The following is a 17,766-nucleotide window of genomic DNA, read 5'->3' as shown; positions in this document are numbered from 1 at the left end:
GCCGTCCCATGTGCCGAAAACCGAATGGTCGCGGCCAGTCTTTTTTCCAAGTGTATCAATAGCGCCTCGTGTCAAACGAACGAATAGGGCCATGATTTCCTCCGCTTCAGGCAGGCACTTGCGCCGAATCGCAAGACGGTGCTTCCGTGCCGCGGCGCACGGCATGCAGGAACTCGGATGCCTTCAGCGGCGGCGCAACACCGCCCTGCATCAACTGGCATCCCATTTCACGCAAGGCCTCGGATGTTTCCAGATCGTCCACACCGCAGGCCACGACATCCATCCCCAGGCGCCGCCCCATGTCGAAGATGCTGTCGACCATGCTGCGTGAAGGCTCATGGCGCAACAGTTGCCCGATAAGTCCGCCATCGATATGGATGCCGGTGAACGGCATCTCGGAAAGCATGTTGATATTGGCGCTGCCCGCGCCAAAGCCGTTGAGCGCCAAACCGAACCCCTTGATGCGCAAACGGTTGAGCGAAGCCGACAGATGCACCGACCGCACCGGCGCGCCGTTTTCCGTGAGAACGATGGAGACTTGTTCCGGGCTCAATTGATGCTGCCTCACCCGGTCGGCGAGATAGTCCACAATTTCCGGTGTCTGCAGCGTCTGGGCGGAGGCCTTGATGCTGAACGGCAAACAATGGCCGTAGGCCTTCAGTTTTTGCTGCACCCGCAGCACGTGATTGACGGTGCGGTAAAACAATACCAATCCCAGCCCCTGCTGTTCGATCAGCGCCATGAATTGCTCCGGGCGCAATTTGCGGAACCTGGGATGGTTCCAGCGCACCTCGGCCGCGGCCGCAACCGTACGCAAGCTTTCAGGAGAAACCTGCGGGCAATACCACACATCGAATTCATCGACATCGCAAATGGCCCTGAGCAAATCGTCATCGGTGATGTTGCGCAATGCGTCATCCGCGCCTGGACGCCGCTGGCGGCGCGGCTTGCTCAAGGCAAGCGCCAATTCGATCACATAGCACAGGGAAATATTGGATAACGGCTTGGGCAAGGCTTCAACGACCGTAAAACCGGCGCTCTTGGCCAGCCTGATATGTGAGTCCAGCATGCCCGCGCCAAGCACGCTCACCCATACCAGCATCGGAAACTGCCGCTGCGTCCCTTGCTCGCTACGAGCCTGTTCCACATGCTGGACGATGAACTGCGGACCATCCATGTTGGGCATGCCGATGTCGCAGAAAATCAGGTCCACGCCATGCATTCCCATGAGCTGGATTGCCTCCTGGCCGTCGGCTGCTTCCAGCACCTTTTGCGCCCCCATGCGCTTGAGATTGCCGGCCAGAACCGCCCTTTGCAGCGGCTCATCCTCGACAATCAGAATGGATAAATCCGAGATCGATTTCATGATATTTCAGGTTGTTTCAATGCCGTTTTTCGGTATTTTCCAACCTGTGATTTTGTGCCTGCGGCTCATCGCCTCCAATAAGAATCGTCTGGAATGCCCCCCGAATAAATTAAAGAAATTGTGAAAATACAATGAAATCCAGATCACTCCCCTCTTGAGGCGAAACGCATGAAGGCACCGATATTCCCTCACCTCCGGCGACGGACTGAATTAGAATCGAACGGACCAACCTTTACGTATCGCATCGATCATGGACAGGCGGATCTTCTACACACTCTGGGCACTCGCCGTTCCCGCTGCGGTCCTTGCCGGGCCGACGGCGGAATTGCGCGTCACCGGCCGCATCGTGCCCAATGCCTGTGTACCGAATTTCATCGGGGGCGGCGTGATCGACTACGGTGCCATCCCGTCCAGCACGCTCTCGGCGCATGCCCTGACTTTGCTGCCTGCCAAATCGGTCGGCCTGCAAGTGTCTTGCGGCATTCCTGCCAGCGTGGCGTTCCGCCTGGTCGATAACCGCCCGCTGGCGACAGGCGATGGCATGGTCAAGACTTCGGCCCGACCCAGCATGCTGCGCGACGAACGTTATTTCGGATTAAAGAACGGACAAGGCCTGCGGGTCGGCGGGTATGTACTGCGCTTCGAACCACGCGACAACGCTGCCGCGCCCAACCTGCAAATGAGTGAATCGGGCAACGCCGCAAGCGGCACCTGGACTGCACGCACCGATGGCATGCTGCTGCAGAACACGCTCTACACCTGGGCCGCAGGCGAGCATGGCATCCCGGCAAAAATGCAGCAGATGGGCGCCACGCTGAGCATCCAGCCTGTCATCGACAGCCGCAGCGAAGGTCTGGGTGATGAAATCCCCCTGAATGGATCGGCCACTTTCGAGTTGGTCTACCTCTGAAACCGGCCTATTCCTGCCACACCGCTCCCGACATAGCCATGCCAGCCATCCGCCCTTCCTGCCATTCACTGCTTCGCCTGATGCTGCTTTGCGCGGGAGTTGCCTATGCCGGCAGCGGCGGCGCGGCCAGCATGGTGCCGATGGAAGTCGTGGTCACGCTCACACCCGCAGCCTGCACGCCGACGCTGTCCAATGGCGGCGTGGCCGACTATGGAACGATGAACGCCAATATCCTGCGCCAGGGCCAGGTCACAGCATTGCCGGCCATGAATATGACCTTTTCCATCAATTGCGACGCCGCTGCCAAATTCAGCGTCAGGGTCATCGACAACCGCAGCGCCTCGCTGGTGCCCGGCATCGTTGCCGCCGGGTCCGGCAACAGCGCGCTGGGGGACGACTACAACTTCGGCCTGGGCATCGCCTCCGGCCGCAATGTCGGAGGCTATACCATCCGCTTCATGCCCAATACCTATACCGGCGACTATCGGCCGGTGAAGCTGATGTCCTCAACCGATGGCAATACATGGAGCGATGCCGGCAATGGCGCTGCCTCCAAACGGCTACGCTTTTCATGGGGAGCGGGCAACGGCACGGTCGACGCCTACAAAGCGGTATCGGGAAGCCTGTCCGTACAACCCTATGTCAACAAAGCGGAAAACCTGCCCTTGAGCCAGGACATCCCGCTTGATGGTTCGGCTACGCTGGAGCTGCATTACCTGTAAAAAAAATCGGATCGGCGCGAAATGGCTAAAACAGCCATAAACCACCTGTTGTTCCATCGCTTGCAGATGGCCTGGATGGGCGATGATCAAAAATAGAGTTTCGTTCCTGGGGGAAACAAGATGTCCGCTTTCGTCATGCAACAAAAAATGCGCGGCCTGGCATGCCTGTCGCTTTTCGCATTGGCCTGCGCCGCCGCACCCATCGCCCACGCCAGCGGCATGCTGCCGGAAACGTCGGTCGTCATCGTCAACGAAGCCGATGGCGAAGCCAGCATGAACGTCAAGAACACCGACGCTGCCGCTACCCTGCTTTACACCTCCATCCAGAACCTGCCTGAAGACAAGGAGCAGTTGCTGGTGGTCTCCCCGCCGGTGGCGCGCGTGGAACCCGACCAGACGCAACTGGTGCGCTTCATCCTGCAATTGAAGGAACCGCTCAAGACGCAGCGCCTCAAGCGCGTGATTTTCGAAGGCATTCCGCAAAAAGGCGCCGAAGGCGGCGTCAAGGTGACGATGAACGTGCGCCAGAACCTGCCGCTGATCATCCATCCCAAGAACCTGCCCATGAACCGTGAGCCCTGGAAGCTGCTGACCTGGTCCATCAACGGCGATTCGCTGGTAATGCGCAACGACAGCGCCTATGTAGTGCGCTTTGCCCAGTCGGTGTCGCTGCTGCCGTCCATGGCCGAAGTCGACATGAGCCGCACCTATATCTTGCCGGGAGAAAAACTGACCGGACAGATCAAGGGCAACGCGTCCGGCACGACTACGGTTCGCCTGTCTCCGGCCACGGTGTACGGTTTCTCGGTCGACAATTTCGACGCGCCGCTGGGCAAACCCTGAGCCCTGACGGGTGGCGACCGCGGACAACGGCCTGCCTTCTTCCGGTACGCAGCAACGGCATACCGGCGGGACAGTTGCGCCGCGCCTCTCGCCATGCTGCAGCCGCCTCCTGCTTGCGCTCGGTGGCCTGGCCGCGGCGCTCCCCGCATGGGCGCAACTGCCGGCGGGGTTCGACCTGGACATGCTGCGCGAGCGCGGCATCGATCCGCAAATCGCCGAATACTTCAAGGATGCCGCCCGCTTCCGCCCCGGCATCAACATCGTCACCTTGTTCGTCAACGGACAGATGCGCGGACGCGTCGATGCACGCTTCGACGACAAGGGCGAACTCTGCTTCGACAAGAACCTGCTCAACAAAGGCGGCCTGAAGACGCCCGAGAAAACCCTGCCCGCCGGCGGGCCGGCCCCGGCATCGGCAGCCGCTGCAGCGGCCGGGCAATGCTACGATTTCAAGGATGCCTATCCGCAAACCGGGATCGAACTCAGGCCGGGCAAGGAAGAAGTCGCGCTGGTCGTGCCGACCGATGCGATGCGGCCCAATGAAAGCGATTTTTCCGGCTTCACGACCGGCGGCACCGCTGCCCTGGTCAACTATGACATCGTGACCTCGCGCAGCCAGTTCGGCAGCAGTTCCAGCAACTTCCTCAGCGCCAACCTGGAATACGGATTCAACACGCGCGACTGGATCGTACGCGGACGCACCATGTATGCGCGGCAAGACCAGTCCTCGCAGCGCCAGCACTTGTATGCCTATGCGCAGCACACGCTGGTCGACTACAAATCCATCTTCCAGGGCGGCCAGATCAACATCCTCAATACCGCCTTCGCCGCCGGGCCGATCACCGGGCTGCAGATCGTGCCGGAGACCGCACTGTCATCCAGCTCTCTCAACAACGTGATGGTGGAAGGCATCGCGCAGACCCAGGCGCGGGTCGAAGTGCGCCAGAACAATGCCTTGATCTACTCGACGGTGGTGCCCAGCGGCCCCTTCGCGCTGACCGACCTGCCGCTGCTCAATGGCACCAGCGACCTCGATGTCACCGTGACCGAAGCCAATGGTTCGCAACGCCGCTTCACCGTGCCGGCCGCGTCGCTGCACGGCGGCAACCTTGGCATGCAGCGCGGCTATTCCTTCGCGCTCGGCAAATTGCGCTCGCTGGGCAACTCCACCGGCAGGCAGCCCTGGGTCGCCACCGCCGGCGGCGGCTGGCCACTGGGCAAGAACAGTACGCTCAGCGCCGGCCTGATGGGCGCCACCGGCTACCAGGCGGCAAGCTGGGGGGCGGACACCCGCATCGGCGACAACAACCTGAGCGTTCAACAAAGGCTCTCCCGTGCCCCACGCGAGGGCGAACACGGCACGCAGTTCACGCTTGCCAGCAGCAGCATCCTGGCGGCCAACACTTCGCTGGGCCTGTCGACCACGCAGCAGACCCTGGGCTATCGCGACCTCAGCGACACCACCATTGACCAGCGCAACGAGCTGACCGAACAGTTGCTGCTCGCGCCGGGCCAAACACCCACTACGCAATACGCGCGCTACCGAGGCCAATACACGGCCTCGCTCAGCTGGAGCAATACGCTCTTGGGCGGCTTCAATGTCTCCTACTCCAGATCAACCCAGTTCTACGGACAAAGCACCCAGCGCGTCATGGCCTCATGGGGACGCAGCTTCGATACCGTCAGCGTCAACCTGAATATCGAGCACCAGATGGGCGGCACCGGCGCGCTGACGGGAGCCGCCAATACCTTCTACCTCACCGTCAGCATCCCGCTGGGCAAGCGCAGCGTGCGCACTTACGTCAACAACAGCAGCGGCTACCAGCGCCTGGGCGCGTCGTATAACGAGCAGCTCAATGACTATGTCAACTACACCGTCGCAGCCGAACGCAACCAGCAAACAAAAGACAGCGACCTGAGCACCCAGGTCTCGATGCTGCCGCGCTATGCGCAAGTCAACCTCGGCTACGCGCGCTACGGATCGGGCAGCACTGCCTACAACGGCGGACTGCGCGGTGCGATGGTGCTGCACCAGGCTGGATTGACGCTGTCTCCCTACGCGGTACAGGACACCTTCGGCATCCTGCAGGTAGGCGATGTCTCCGGCGTCAAGGTCAGCACGCCCTACGGCCCCGTCTGGACCGACTGGAAAGGCCAGGCCGTGGTTTCCCAATTGCCGCCCTACGCCAGCACCCGGCTGGAAATCGCCACCAAGAGCCTGCCCCGCAACGTCGACATCAAGAATGGACTGAAATTGCTCGACCCGGGCCGGGGCTCGGTCAGCCACATCGACTTCGATGTGCTCAAGGTCAGGCGCATCCTGCTCAACACCAAATCACCGGACGGGCAACCATTGCCCAAGGGCGCTTTCGTACTCGATGCTGACAACCGGTTCGTGACTACCGTGGTCGACGACGGCCAGGTGTTCCTGCTTAACGGCACGCCAACCGGGCCGCTGCGCGTCACCCTGCCGGACGAGAAAAACTGCGTGCTCCAATACAGCTTGCCATCCGCCCCCGATCCCAATATGTTCTACGAGACGGCCGATGCGGTGTGCCGGCCGGACATGCACGCGCAACCGAAAGGAATTCCCCATGCCCCGGTCTGATCCTGTCCTTGCGCTGGCCACGCTGGCGGCCGTCCTGCTGGCCACGCCTGCCGCCCACGCGGCCGGCCCCGACAACTGTCAGATGCAAATCAGCAACCCCAGCGTGGACTATGGCGACACCACGCGCGCGGAGCTGCTGAAAAAGCAAGTCTCGCCGCTGATGATGAGCCTGGGGCGGCAAAGCGTGACGCTCACCGTCACCTGCCGGGTGCCGACGCTGATGACGCTGTTCTACCGCGGCAGCGCCGCCGACGCCAACACCTACCGGCTCGGCAATGGCGGCTCATTCACCCTGAACGTGCTCAATGCCAGGCTGGACGGCCGCGCGGTCGGGCTGGGCAGCGTCCTGGTGCCGGAGCAACCGCCCGAAATCAAGGCCGACAGCGTAACGCTGCGGCCCAACACCGGCGCGGTACCCATCATCAACGACGTGCCGGTCAGGGGCAGCTCGCTGCAACTGCAAGTCGACATCGATGCCGTGATCCTGACTACCGGCAGCCGTATCAACGACCGCACGGTATTTCGCGGCGCCGGGAGTTTCGAGCTGGTCGAAGATTGACCCGGCTCCCCCTATTCCTGACAACTGCAACACTCTTTGTAACGCCGTGTAACGCTCTCAAATCCTGCCAACCCTAATCGGGCAAGCGGCGTTATAGAACGTGTCATGCGCCATCCCGGTTCGTCGGGCTCGCACTCATCCCCCCTGAAAGTTACCGGCAGACAACCATCCATTATCGAGGCCCATTCATGCGCCCGTTTCGCCAAGCCATCCGCCCGGCCATGCTGCCGGCCACCCTGCGCCAGCGATGCTTGCTGGTATTGCTCGCATGCTGTGCCGCATCGGCCACCGGCGCTGACCTGTCGCCGCAAGAACGCGCCCTGCATGTACTCGACCGCCTGGCCTACGGACCGCGTCCGGGCGATCTGGAGCAGGTCGAGAAAATGGGCGCCAAACGCTATATCGAACTGCAACTGCACCCCGAACGCATCCCGCTGCCGCAAGACCTGCAGGCCCAGCTGGCCGCGCTGCCGGGGCTGCAGATGACGCCGGCGCAATTGTTCGTCGACTATGGCCCGCCCTCATTCGACAAGAACGCATCGAAAGAAGAAAAACAGGCCGCGCGCCAGCGCGCCGGGAGCGAACTGACGCCGCAATTCCATCTGGCGCGCCTGCTGCAAGCCACCGAAAGCCCACGCCAGCTGCAAGAGGTGATGACCGAATTCTGGGCCAACCACTTCAACGTCTTCGAAGGCAAGGAATGGGTGCGCTACTGGGTCGGCGATTATGAAAAAAATGCCATCCGCCCTTATGCACTCGGCAATTTCCGCGATCTGCTGGGCGCTGTCGCGCACCATCCGGCGATGCTGTACTACCTCGACAACTGGCTCTCCAGCGGCGTCGGCACGCCGGGTGCACGCGGCAACTTCAAGGGGCTCAATGAGAACTACGCACGCGAACTCATGGAGCTGCATACGCTGGGCGTGGATGGCGGCTACCGGCAGGCCGACGTCATCACGCTGGCGCGCATCCTGTCCGGCTGGACCATTGACGTCAACGCCATGAAAGGCGGCGCCGCGCCCTTCTCCTTCAACGCCGCCCGCCATGATGCCGCACCCAAGGTCTTTCTCGGCAAGCCGCTCGCGGCCCGTGGCTACCAGGAGGGTGAAGCCGCACTCGACATTCTGGCCAGCCATCCGTCGACGGCGCGCTTCATTGCCACCCAACTGGCGCAGTATTTCGTCGCCGACAAACCCGATCCGGCACTGGTGCAGAAACTGTCGCAAACCTTCCTGGCCACGCATGGCGATATTCGCGCGGTGCTGCAAACCTTGTTCGACAGCCCGCAGTTCTGGTCGCGCGCCAATTACCAGACGCAGTTCAAGACGCCCTACCAGTTCGTGGTCTCCGCACTGCGCGCCACCGCCACGCCGGTGGTAAACCCCAGGCCGGTCAACGGCGCGTTGGGCCAGTTCGGCATGCCGCTGTACGGCTGGCTCACGCCGGAGGGCTACAAGTATTCCGAAGAGGCCTGGCTCAATCCTGACGCACTGCTGCGCCGGATCAATTTCGCCGGCGGCCTGGTGAACGGCAAATCGCCCATCGCCCGCGCCGATGGTGCGCCACCGCCATCCAATGCCGATGCGCGCCCTGCCGATCCTCAGCAGTTGCTGGCTACGCTGGGGCCGGCCATCGCACCGGACAGCGTACAGAAGATCAATGCCGCACCACCCAACCTGCAGGCCGGCCTGATTCTGGGCGGCCCGGATTTCATGAAACGCTGACGCTAAGGATCGACATGAACCGCCGCGACTTCATCCGCTATCTCGGCGCCGCAGGCAGCGGCGCCATCCTGGTGCCGGTCGGCCTGTCCGGCTGCGCCGTAGTGCCTACCGGCGACAAGAGCATCAGCCGGGCCGGGCCGGCCAAACTCGCCTACGGTTCGCCCAAGCCGCGTGCGCACGCCAATGGCGATGGCGCCCCACGCACGGTGGTGGTGTTCCTGCGCGGCGCTGTCGACGGCCTGAACGTGGTAGTGCCGCATGGCGATCCCGAGTACTACCGGGCGCGCCCGACCATCGCCGTGGCGCGCCCCGGCCAGGCCAACGGCGCCATCGACCTGACCGGCTACTTTGGTTTGCATCCGGCGCTACAGCCGCTGATGCCCTACTGGGAAAGCGGCCAACTGGCCTTCGTCCACGCCTCCGGCTCGCCAGACGCTTCGCGTTCGCACTTCGAGGCACAGGACTACATGGAAACCGGCACGCCCGGCCAGCACAATACGCGCGATGGCTGGATGAACCGCCTGATGGGCTACCTGCCGCCGTCGGAGTCGCCGCTGCAGGCACTCTCCGTGGGCGACGCCACGCCGCGCATCATGAGCGGCAGGAACGTCGTGGCCAACCTGCAGACCGGCCGCGCCGCCGCCCGTCCCAGCCTGATCGACCAGCCGCGCATGATGCAGGCCTTCGCGCCGCTGTACGGCGGCGACGATCCGCTAGGCAAGGCCTATCGCGACGGCATCGCGGCGCGCAAGGAACTGATGGCCGAAATCAACAGCGATGAGCAGCAGATGGCCAACAACGGCGCACCGCTGCCCAACGGCCTGTCGATCGACACCGCGCGCCTGGGCCGCCTGATGCGCAACGATCCGCGCATCCGGCTGTCTTTCCTCGCCGTGGGCGGGTGGGACACGCACATCAACCAGGGCAACGGCACCGGCCAACTGGCGGGACGGCTGACGCCGCTGGCCACCGGCCTGGCGACGCTGGCGCGCGAGCTGGGGCCCGCATTCAATGACACCGTGGTCGTGGTGGTATCGGAATTCGGCCGCACCTTCCGCGAGAATGGCAACGGCGGCACCGACCACGGTCATGGCAACGCCATGTGGCTGCTGGGTGGCAACCTGCGCGGCGGCAAGATCTACGGGCAATGGCCGGGGCTGAACCAGGCCGCCTTGAACGAAGGCCGGGACCTGGCGATCACTACCGATTTCCGCGCGGTGCTGTCGTCGGTGGCGGAGCGCCATATGCGTATCGGCGACCAGGCGCTGGAGAAAATCTTCCCGCAATATGCTGCCGGGGGGCGCGGTGTGCCGAATCTGTTTGTCTGAATACGGAAAGATTGACGCAAAAAAATGCCGTTCAGGTTTCGCACTGAACGGCATTTTTTCTGCAACCTCCGGAGACTTACTCAGTCTCTTCGATCCACGCAGCCTGAATCGCCTCCAGGATGCGCTCGCCCACGTGCTTGGGATCGTCATCGAAACCATCGAGCTCCATCACCCAGCGATACAGGTCGGTGAATCGGATGGTCTTGGGATCGATCTCGGGGAACTTGTCATACAGTTCCTCGGCGATCTGCTGGGTATCTGTCCATTTCATGTTGGGTTCCCCCGGATCAATGGTTTTCGGAAGCGTGGTTGATCGTGTACTTCGGGATTTCGACAGTCAGGTCGTCCTCGCCCAGCACCACCTGGCACGACAGGCGGGAAGTCGCTTCCAGGCCCCAGGCCATATCCAGCAGATCCTCTTCCTTGTCGGAAGGCTCATTGAGGGTATTGAAGCCTTCGCGGATCACCACGTGGCAAGTGGTACAGGCGCAGGACTTTTCGCAGGCGTGCTCGATGTCGATGTCGCTGTCGAGCAGCGCGTCGCACAGGGTCTTGCCGGCCGGCGCGTCGATCACCGAGCCTTCGGGGCACAGTACCGGATGGGGGAGGATGACGATCTGAGGCATAGGATGACTTTCAGCTATTCAATGGATTACGACACTTCGTCGAGCTTCTTGCCGGCCAGCGCGGCATGCACGCTGCGGTCCATGCGGCGTGCCGCGAATTCTTCGGTGCCATGCGCCAGCGCTTCCACTGCGGCCTTGATGGCGAGGTGGTCGCTGCCTTGGGCCGTTGCGGATACTGCAGCCAGTTGCTGCTCGATGGCGACACGCTCTTGTTCGCTCAGCAAGGCGCTGTCGACATTGAGCGCCGATTGCGTGGCCAGCACGATACGTTCGGCTTCGACCTGCTCTTCGCGCAGGGCGCGGCGCTGCATGTCCTCATCGGCCGAGCTGAAGGATTCCTGCAGCATGCGGGCGATCTCGTCGTCGGCCAGGCCGTAGGACGGCTTGACGCTGATGGACGCTTCCACGCCCGAGGTGATTTCACGCGCCGACACCGCCAGCAGGCCATCGGCATCGACCTGATAGGTCACCCGGATACGTGCGGCGCCTGCCGCCATCGGCGGGATGCCGCGCAGCTCGAAGCGCGCCAGCGAACGGCAATCGGCCACCAGTTCGCGCTCACCCTGCACCACGTGGATCGCCATCGCGGTCTGGCCATCCTTGAAGGTGGTGAACTCCTGCGCGCGTGCGCAAGGAATGGTGGAGTTGCGGGGAATGACCTTCTCGGCCAGGCCGCCCATGGTTTCGATGCCCAGCGACAGCGGGATCACGTCCAGCAGCAGCCAGTCATCGCCCGGCGCACGGTTGCCGGCCAGCAGGTTGGCCTGCACGGCCGCGCCCAGCGCGACTACCTTGTCGGGGTCGATGTTGGACAGCGGATTGGTCTTGAAGAATTCACCCACCGCGCGGCGGATGGTCGGCATGCGGGTGGCGCCGCCGACCAGCACCACGCCGTCGACGTCTTCCACGGAAAGGCCGGCGTCGCGCAGCGCCTTGCGCATCGGCGTGATGGTCTTGCCGACCAGATGCTGGGTCATTGCCGCGAATTCATCGGCGGTGATGGACAGGTGCACTTCCTCACCCGACTTCAGCGCGGCATCGATATGCACTTCGGCCTTGGTCGAGAGCAGCTCCTTCACTTCGCGCGCCTTGACCATCAACAGCCTGGTGTCTTCATCCGACAGCGGCTGCAGTTGCGCTTCCTGGCTGATCCAGCAGAACAGGCGATGGTCGAAGTCGTCGCCGCCCAGGGCCGAGTCGCCGCCGGTAGCCAGCACTTCGAACACGCCCTTGGTCAGCTTGAGGATGGAGATGTCGAAGGTGCCGCCGCCCAGGTCGTAGACCGCGAAGGTGCCTTCGGAATTATTGTCCAGGCCATAGGCGATGGCTGCCGCGGTCGGTTCGTTCAACAGTCGCAGTACGTTGATGCCGGCCAGTTGCGCAGCATCCTTGGTGGCCTGGCGCTGGGCGTCGTCGAAGTAGGCCGGCACGGTGATCACGGCGCCGACCAGGTCGTCGCCGAGCGCATCTTCAGCGGTCTGGCGCAAGGTGGCCAGGATCTGCGCCGAAACTTCCACCGGGCTCTTCACGCCGGCCACGGTCTTCAGTTGCACCATGCCCGGCGCGTCCTGGAAGTCGTAAGGCATGTTCTCGGCGTGGGCGATGTCTTTCAGGCCGCGGCCCATGAAACGCTTGACCGACACGATGGTGTTGCGCGGGTCGGTAGTCTGCGCGGCTTGCGCCTTGTAGCCGATGTTGGCGTGGCCGTTGGGGAGGTAGCGCACTACCGAGGGCAGCAGCACGCGGCCCTCGTCGTCGGCCAGCACTTCGGGAATGCTGTTGCGTACGGTGGCCACCAGCGAATTGGTGGTGCCGAGGTCGATCCCCACGGCGAGCCGCCGCTGGTGCGGCGCGGTGGACATGCCCGGTTCTGAGATTTGGAGTAAAGCCATGAAGTTATCGTCGAGCGGTTAGGCGTTATTCACGCTGTTATTCTGGAAGAGCCATCCGGATGCCGAGGCCGATGAAGGCGCAGCCTGCAAGGCGGTTCAGGTGGACGGAAGCGGAAGCGCGGCGGCGGAAATACGCGCCGACCGCGCCGGAAAACAGCGCGATGGTGCTGAAGATGGCAAAGGCCTGGACGATGAACACCAGCGCCAGCAGCAGCATCTGCAGCGGCACGTGGCCGGCGTCGGCATGCACGAACTGCGGCAGGAAGGCGATGAAGAACAGCGTGACCTTGGGGTTGAGCATGTTGGCCAGCACGCTTTGCCAGTAGATGCGCGTGAGCGGCACGCCCGGCGCGCCCTCTTCGGATGCCAGCGCGATGCCGGCCGAGGCCGAACGCAGCGTACGGTAACCGAGGTACGCCAGGTAGCCCGCACCCGCGTATTGCAGCGCGTGATACGCCGGCGGATACGCCTTGATCACGGCAGCGAAACCCAGCACCGCCAGCAAGGTATGGAAAATCAGCCCGGAAGAGAAACCGGCCGCCGCCACCAGCCCTGCCTTCTTTCCTTGCGCGATGCCGCGCGTGAGCACGTAGATGTTGTCCGGCCCCGGCGCCAGGGTCAGCGTCATGGCGGCCAGCAGGAACAGGAAGATATCGGGCATATCGTCTCCTCTGCCTCGCTTCAGCCTTCGATCAGGGCGAACGCGTCGCCGATCTCGTTACCGAACTTGTCGAGGAACATCAACTGGCGTACCAGTTGTGCGGCCTGGATGTAGTCGTCTGCATTCAGCAGCTTTTCGATGCGCGCCACCTCGGCCTTCTTTTCAGACGTCAGCTCGCTGTTGAGCCGCTCCAGCGCATCGATGTCCTTGCCGGCCTTGGCGTCATCCAGGGTCTCGCGCCATTCCATCTGCTGCATCAGGAACGTCGGCGCCATAGAGGTATTCGATTCGGTCTGCAAGTCCACGCCGTGGAGTTCGCACAGGTAGCGTGCGCGGCGCAGCGGGTTCTTCAGGGTCTGGTAGGCTTCGTTGGCGCGGGTGGCCCATTGCATCGCCACGCGCTTCTCGGCGTCGCTGGCGTGCGCAAACTTGTCGGGATGCGCCTGGCCCTGCACCTGGTGATACGCCTGCTCCAGCGCCTTCATGTCGATGGCGAAGCGCTGCGGCAGCTGGAACAGGGCAAAGTGATTTTTCATGGCTGGAAAAATTCGGGGCCTAAAATATAAAAGCCTGTCGGACTTCAACAGGCTTGGCACATCCATACCGCTGCGATACTAATGTATCGTCCACCGCACCTGGCGGGTTACTGGCGGGACGATCGGTGCGCTGTCACAGGATTCGGCTAAGCACTGGCCGCAGGCGATATGACAGGCACTGCGGCGGAAAATCGGATTACAGCGGATGACGCCGGCGACGGCTCAGATGCGGAAACTTTCGCCGCAGCCGCACTCGTCCTTGACGTTGGGGTTCTGGAACTTGAATCCCTCGTTCAGGCCTTCGCGGGCGAAGTCCAGTTCGGTGCCGTCAATATAGGGCAGGCTCTTGGGATCGACAAAAACGCGGATGCCATGCGACTCGAACACTGCGTCTTCCGCAATCTGTTCGTCCACATATTCCAGCTTGTACGCCAAACCGGAACAGCCGGTGGTGCGCACGCCCAGGCGCAGGCCGATGCCTTTGCCGCGGCGCTCCATGTACCGGCTGATGTGTTTTGCTGCCTTCTCTGTCAATGTGATTGCCATGATGCCTGCCTTGCTGCTGTCAAATGGTGCTGCCCGGACCGAACCAATCAGGCCGCGGCTTTCTGCTCGGCGCCGTGCTTGGCCTTGTAGTCCTGCACAGCGGCCTTGATTGCGTCTTCAGCCAGGATCGAGCAGTGGATCTTCACCGGCGGCAACGCCAGTTCTTCAGCGATCTGGGTGTTCTTGATCGACAACGCCTGATCCAGCGTCTTGCCCTTGACCCATTCGGTCACCAGCGACGAGGAAGCGATCGCCGAGCCGCAGCCGTAGGTCTTGAACTTGGCGTCCTGGATCACGCCATCGGCGCCCACCTTGATCTGCAGCTTCATCACGTCGCCGCAGGCCGGCGCGCCGACCATGCCGGTGCCAACTGTCTCGTCGCCCTTTTCAAAGGCGCCGACGTTGCGCGGGTTCTCGTAGTGGTCGAGTACTTTTTCGGAATAAGACATGTTGTTGCTCCTTGAAGATGTATCCACCGCAACCAGCTTTCCAACTCCTGATGCGTGCTAGCGGCGGCTGGCAGAATTCTGGTTTAGTGTGCAGCCCACTGGATCGTGGAGATGTCGATGCCGTCCTTGTACATGTCCCACAGCGGGGACAGTTCACGCAGCTTGCCGACCTTGCTCTTGATCAGGTTGACGGTGAAATCGATATCTTCCTCGGTCGTGAAACGGCCGATGGTGAAACGGATGGAGCTGTGCGCCAGCTCGTCGCTGCGGCCCAGTGCCCGCAGCACGTACGACGGCTCCAGGCTGGCCGACGTGCAGGCCGAGCCGGACGACACCGCAATATCCTTGATCGCCATGATCAGCGACTCGCCTTCGACGTAGTTGAAGCTCACGTTCAGGTTGTGCGGCACGCGGTGTTCCATGTCGCCGTTGATGTAGGTTTCTTCGATCTCTTTCAAGCCACGGGCCAGGCGGTCGCGCAGCGCGCGGACGCGTTGCAGTTCGCTGTCCATCTCTTCGCGGGCGATGCGGAAGGCTTCGCCCATGCCGACGATCTGGTGCGTGGCCAGCGTACCCGAACGCAGGCCGCGCTCATGGCCGCCGCCGTGGATCTGCGCTTCGATGCGCACGCGCGGCTTGCGGCGCACGTACAGCGCGCCGATGCCCTTGGGACCATAGGTCTTGTGGGCCGAGAAGCTCATCAGGTCGACCTTCCAGTTTTCCAGGTCGATCTTGACCTTGCCGGTCGCCTGCGCGGCGTCGCAATGGAAGATGATGCCCTTGGAGCGGCAGAATTCGCCGATTTCCGGGACCGGCTGGATCACGCCGATTTCGTTGTTGACCAGCATGACCGAGACCAGGATGGTGTCGGGCCGCACGGCGGCGGCGATCTGCTCGACCGTCACCAGGCCGTTGTCCTGCGGCTGCAGGTAGGTCGCTTCGAAGCCCTGGCGCTCCAGCTCGCGGAAGGTATCCAGCACCGCCTTGTGCTCGGTCTTGATGGTGATGAGGTGCTTGCCCTTGGTCTTGTAGAACTGCGCCGCGCCCTTGATCGCCAGGTTGTTGCTCTCGGTGGCGCCGGAGGTCCAGATGATTTCGCGCGAGTCGGCATTGACCAGCTTGGCCACTTCTTCACGCGCCTCTTCGACAGCCTTTTCCGCCGACCAGCCATACATATGGCTGCGCGAAGCCGGATTGCCGAACTGCTCGCGCAGGTAGGGAATCATCTTGTCGGCCACGCGCGGATCGACCGGGGTGGTCGCCGAGTAGTCCATGTAGATCGGGAAGTGGGGAGCCTTGATGGTCTCCAACAGGCTCTTTTCCAAAGGTGCGTTCATGAGTTAAAGCTCCAAATCAGGCTGCTGCTTGCGGGCGGTGCATCACCACCACACTTTGCTTTTCGGCGGAGCGGGTCTCCGCCAACTTGTGTTCCTTCTGCTGGTCGACCAGGTCCTGCAAGGATACCGAGTCCAGGTATTCGACCATCTTCTCGTTCAGGGTCGACCACAGGTCGTGCGTCATACAGCGCGGGCCGCCCGGATGGGTGGCGCTGTGGCAATTTTCCTTGCCGCCGCACTGCGTCGCATCCAGGGGCTCGTCCACCGCGATGATGATGTCGGCGACCGACACGTCGGCCGCCTTGCGGGCGAGGTTGTAGCCGCCGCCGGGGCCGCGCACGGACTCCACGATCTGGTGGCGGCGCAACTTGCCGAACAGCTGTTCCAGATATGATAAGGAAATTTCCTGCCGCTCGCTGATCGCGGACAGCGTGACCGGGCCGTTGCCCTGGCGCAAGGCCAGGTCAATCATCGCGGTCACGGCAAAACGGCCTTTGGTGGTTAGACGCATGAAATTCCTGCTCCAGAAACAATTGAATCCCGGTTCCCTGAATTCCCGAATATTTGAGTCAAGTATATCAAACCCGAGTAATCCTGTCAGGTACTAATTGCTGCAGGGAAGCCGGTTGCCGGAAGAGCGCAAAGCCCCAAACATGCGAATGCCCGCCAAGTTCACGCTTCCGGCGGGCATTTTCCTGCTATCGAGCATTAACGATCTGGTAAGATGTCCCAACTCTTTTTTCATCTGGCACCAGCGGAACTGACAATCCGCGACAACGGTTCGGCCAGACATCCCCCACCGGCATTCAACATAACGACATGGATGTAAGCGATACCCCCAACCCGCTGCTGCGCCCGCGTCGCAGGCCCCAAAGCCTGTCGCAGGAGGTGGTGGCTGCGCTCTCGCAGATGATGGAAAACGGCAGCCTCAAGCCGGGAGACAAGCTGCCCACCGAATCCGAAATCATGCAGAGTCAGGGCGTGTCCCGCACCGTGGTGCGCGAAGCCATCTCGCGCCTGCAGGCCGCCGGCGCGGTCGAGACCCGCCACGGTATCGGCACCTTTGTACTGGAGCCCAAGAAGGGTTCCAACATCAATATCGATCCGGCCACCATCACCACCATGCGCGACCTGATGGCCCTGCTGGAGCTGCGCATCAGCCTGGAAACCGAAACCGCCGGCCTGGCGGCGACGCGCCGCACCGATGAACAGCTGGGCGAGATCCGCGCAGCGCTGGACGCCTTCCGCGAAAACCAGTTGTCCGGCGGCGACACCGTCGGCCCCGACTTCCGCTTTCACTTCGCCATCGCCAACGCCACCGGCAACCGCTACTTCATCGAGATCATCAACCACCTCGGCATGGGCGTGATCCCCCGCAAGCGCATCAACACCGCCGAACTGGCGCACGACCAGCAAGCCAGCTACCTCGACCGGGTGCAGCGCGAACACGAAGATATCTATGAGGCAATCGCCCGCGGCGATACCGAAGCGGCGCGCGCAGCCATGCGCAACCACCTGACCAACAGCCGCGAGCGCCTGCGCCGCGCGCAAATGGAAGCCGAATCCGGCGCCGCCGGCTCCCCTGCCGCCTGAACGTCCCGGCCTGCACGGCCGATTTCACCGCCGCAACACCCAACAGCCAGCACCTAAAAAATGCTG

The 17,766-nt window shown here is 62.5% G+C and carries 18 protein-coding genes; 8 read left to right on the top strand and 10 right to left on the bottom strand.

Features of this window, described 5'->3' with window-relative positions; genetic code table 11:
• Positions 1-106: 106 nt before the first annotated feature.
• Positions 107-1,366 (bottom strand): EAL domain-containing response regulator, encoded by a 1,260-nt coding sequence (locus AKL28_RS00560; protein WP_050466104.1) that lies wholly within the window; start codon positions 1,364-1,366, stop codon positions 107-109.
• A gap of 250 nt (positions 1,367-1,616) precedes the next feature.
• Between AKL28_RS00560 and AKL28_RS00555 the strand changes: the two genes are divergently transcribed.
• The 7 genes from AKL28_RS00555 (at position 1,617) to AKL28_RS00525 (ending at position 10,060) form a co-directional block, all read left to right on the top strand.
• Positions 1,617-2,276 (top strand): DUF1120 domain-containing protein, encoded by a 660-nt coding sequence (locus tag AKL28_RS00555; RefSeq protein WP_082221305.1) that lies wholly within the window; start codon positions 1,617-1,619, stop codon positions 2,274-2,276.
• Positions 2,277-2,314: 38 nt separating this feature from the next.
• Entirely contained in the window at positions 2,315-2,998 is a 684-nt protein-coding gene (locus AKL28_RS00550) for a DUF1120 domain-containing protein (protein ID WP_082221304.1), read from the top strand.
• A gap of 120 nt (positions 2,999-3,118) precedes the next feature.
• Positions 3,119-3,841 (top strand): fimbria/pilus chaperone family protein, encoded by a 723-nt coding sequence (locus AKL28_RS00545; RefSeq protein WP_061286703.1) that lies wholly within the window; start codon positions 3,119-3,121, stop codon positions 3,839-3,841.
• A 10-nt stretch (positions 3,842-3,851) separates the two neighbouring features.
• Entirely contained in the window at positions 3,852-6,449 is a 2,598-nt protein-coding gene (locus AKL28_RS00540; RefSeq protein ID WP_231602289.1) for a fimbria/pilus outer membrane usher protein, read from the top strand.
• Positions 6,436-7,008: a DUF1120 domain-containing protein gene (locus tag AKL28_RS00535; protein ID WP_050466101.1), complete on the top strand. Its 573-nt coding sequence runs from the start codon at positions 6,436-6,438 to the stop codon at positions 7,006-7,008. Before AKL28_RS00540 ends, AKL28_RS00535 begins: the two co-directional genes overlap by 14 nt.
• A gap of 188 nt (positions 7,009-7,196) precedes the next feature.
• A complete protein-coding gene (locus AKL28_RS00530) occupies positions 7,197-8,732 on the top strand; it encodes a DUF1800 domain-containing protein (RefSeq protein ID WP_050466100.1) in 1,536 nt (511 codons plus the stop codon).
• Positions 8,733-8,746: 14 nt separating this feature from the next.
• Positions 8,747-10,060, top strand: a complete 1,314-nt coding sequence (locus AKL28_RS00525; protein ID WP_050466099.1) for a DUF1501 domain-containing protein — start codon at positions 8,747-8,749, stop codon at positions 10,058-10,060.
• A 76-nt stretch (positions 10,061-10,136) separates the two neighbouring features.
• Here AKL28_RS00525 and iscX read toward each other — a convergent pair whose 3' ends face one another.
• The 9 genes from iscX to iscR all read right to left on the bottom strand — a co-directional run bounded on the left by iscX (position 10,137) and on the right by iscR (position 16,618).
• Complete coding sequence (gene iscX / locus AKL28_RS00520) at positions 10,137-10,331, bottom strand: Fe-S cluster assembly protein IscX (protein ID WP_050466098.1); 195 nt, start codon at positions 10,329-10,331, stop codon at positions 10,137-10,139.
• 16 nt (positions 10,332-10,347) lie between these two features.
• Positions 10,348-10,686, bottom strand: coding sequence for an ISC system 2Fe-2S type ferredoxin (gene fdx, locus AKL28_RS00515; protein ID WP_050466097.1), 339 nt, complete (start codon positions 10,684-10,686; stop codon positions 10,348-10,350).
• Between the two features lie 26 nt (positions 10,687-10,712).
• Positions 10,713-12,578: a Fe-S protein assembly chaperone HscA gene (gene hscA / locus AKL28_RS00510; protein ID WP_050466096.1), complete on the bottom strand. Its 1,866-nt coding sequence runs from the start codon at positions 12,576-12,578 to the stop codon at positions 10,713-10,715.
• A 37-nt stretch (positions 12,579-12,615) separates the two neighbouring features.
• Positions 12,616-13,239, bottom strand: a complete 624-nt coding sequence (locus AKL28_RS00505) for a LysE family translocator (RefSeq protein WP_050466095.1) — start codon at positions 13,237-13,239, stop codon at positions 12,616-12,618.
• Between the two features lie 20 nt (positions 13,240-13,259).
• Positions 13,260-13,775 (bottom strand): Fe-S protein assembly co-chaperone HscB, encoded by a 516-nt coding sequence (gene hscB / locus AKL28_RS00500; RefSeq protein ID WP_050466093.1) that lies wholly within the window; start codon positions 13,773-13,775, stop codon positions 13,260-13,262.
• Positions 13,776-13,997: 222 nt separating this feature from the next.
• On the bottom strand, positions 13,998-14,321 hold the full coding sequence (gene iscA, locus AKL28_RS00495) for an iron-sulfur cluster assembly protein IscA (RefSeq protein ID WP_050466092.1): 324 nt from the start codon (positions 14,319-14,321) through the stop codon (positions 13,998-14,000).
• Between the two features lie 47 nt (positions 14,322-14,368).
• The gene (gene iscU, locus AKL28_RS00490) at positions 14,369-14,770 is read right to left on the bottom strand and encodes a Fe-S cluster assembly scaffold IscU (RefSeq protein ID WP_050466091.1); all 402 of its coding nucleotides are present in this window, start codon (positions 14,768-14,770) and stop codon (positions 14,369-14,371) included.
• An 83-nt stretch (positions 14,771-14,853) separates the two neighbouring features.
• The gene (locus tag AKL28_RS00485) at positions 14,854-16,107 is read right to left on the bottom strand and encodes an IscS subfamily cysteine desulfurase (protein WP_050466090.1); all 1,254 of its coding nucleotides are present in this window, start codon (positions 16,105-16,107) and stop codon (positions 14,854-14,856) included.
• 16 nt (positions 16,108-16,123) lie between these two features.
• Positions 16,124-16,618 (bottom strand): Fe-S cluster assembly transcriptional regulator IscR, encoded by a 495-nt coding sequence (gene iscR / locus AKL28_RS00480; protein ID WP_050466089.1) that lies wholly within the window; start codon positions 16,616-16,618, stop codon positions 16,124-16,126.
• A gap of 308 nt (positions 16,619-16,926) precedes the next feature.
• Here iscR and AKL28_RS00475 point away from each other — a divergent pair, with 308 nt between their 5' ends.
• The gene (locus tag AKL28_RS00475; protein ID WP_050466088.1) at positions 16,927-17,700 is read left to right on the top strand and encodes a FadR/GntR family transcriptional regulator; all 774 of its coding nucleotides are present in this window, start codon (positions 16,927-16,929) and stop codon (positions 17,698-17,700) included.
• The last annotated feature ends 66 nt before the right edge of the window (positions 17,701-17,766 follow it).

Source organism: Herbaspirillum chlorophenolicum (genome assembly GCF_001189955.1).
In the GTDB taxonomy this organism is placed as follows: Bacteria; Pseudomonadota; Gammaproteobacteria; order Burkholderiales; family Burkholderiaceae_D; genus Herbaspirillum; species Herbaspirillum chlorophenolicum.
This window is presented reverse-complemented; position numbering and strand designations above follow the sequence as displayed.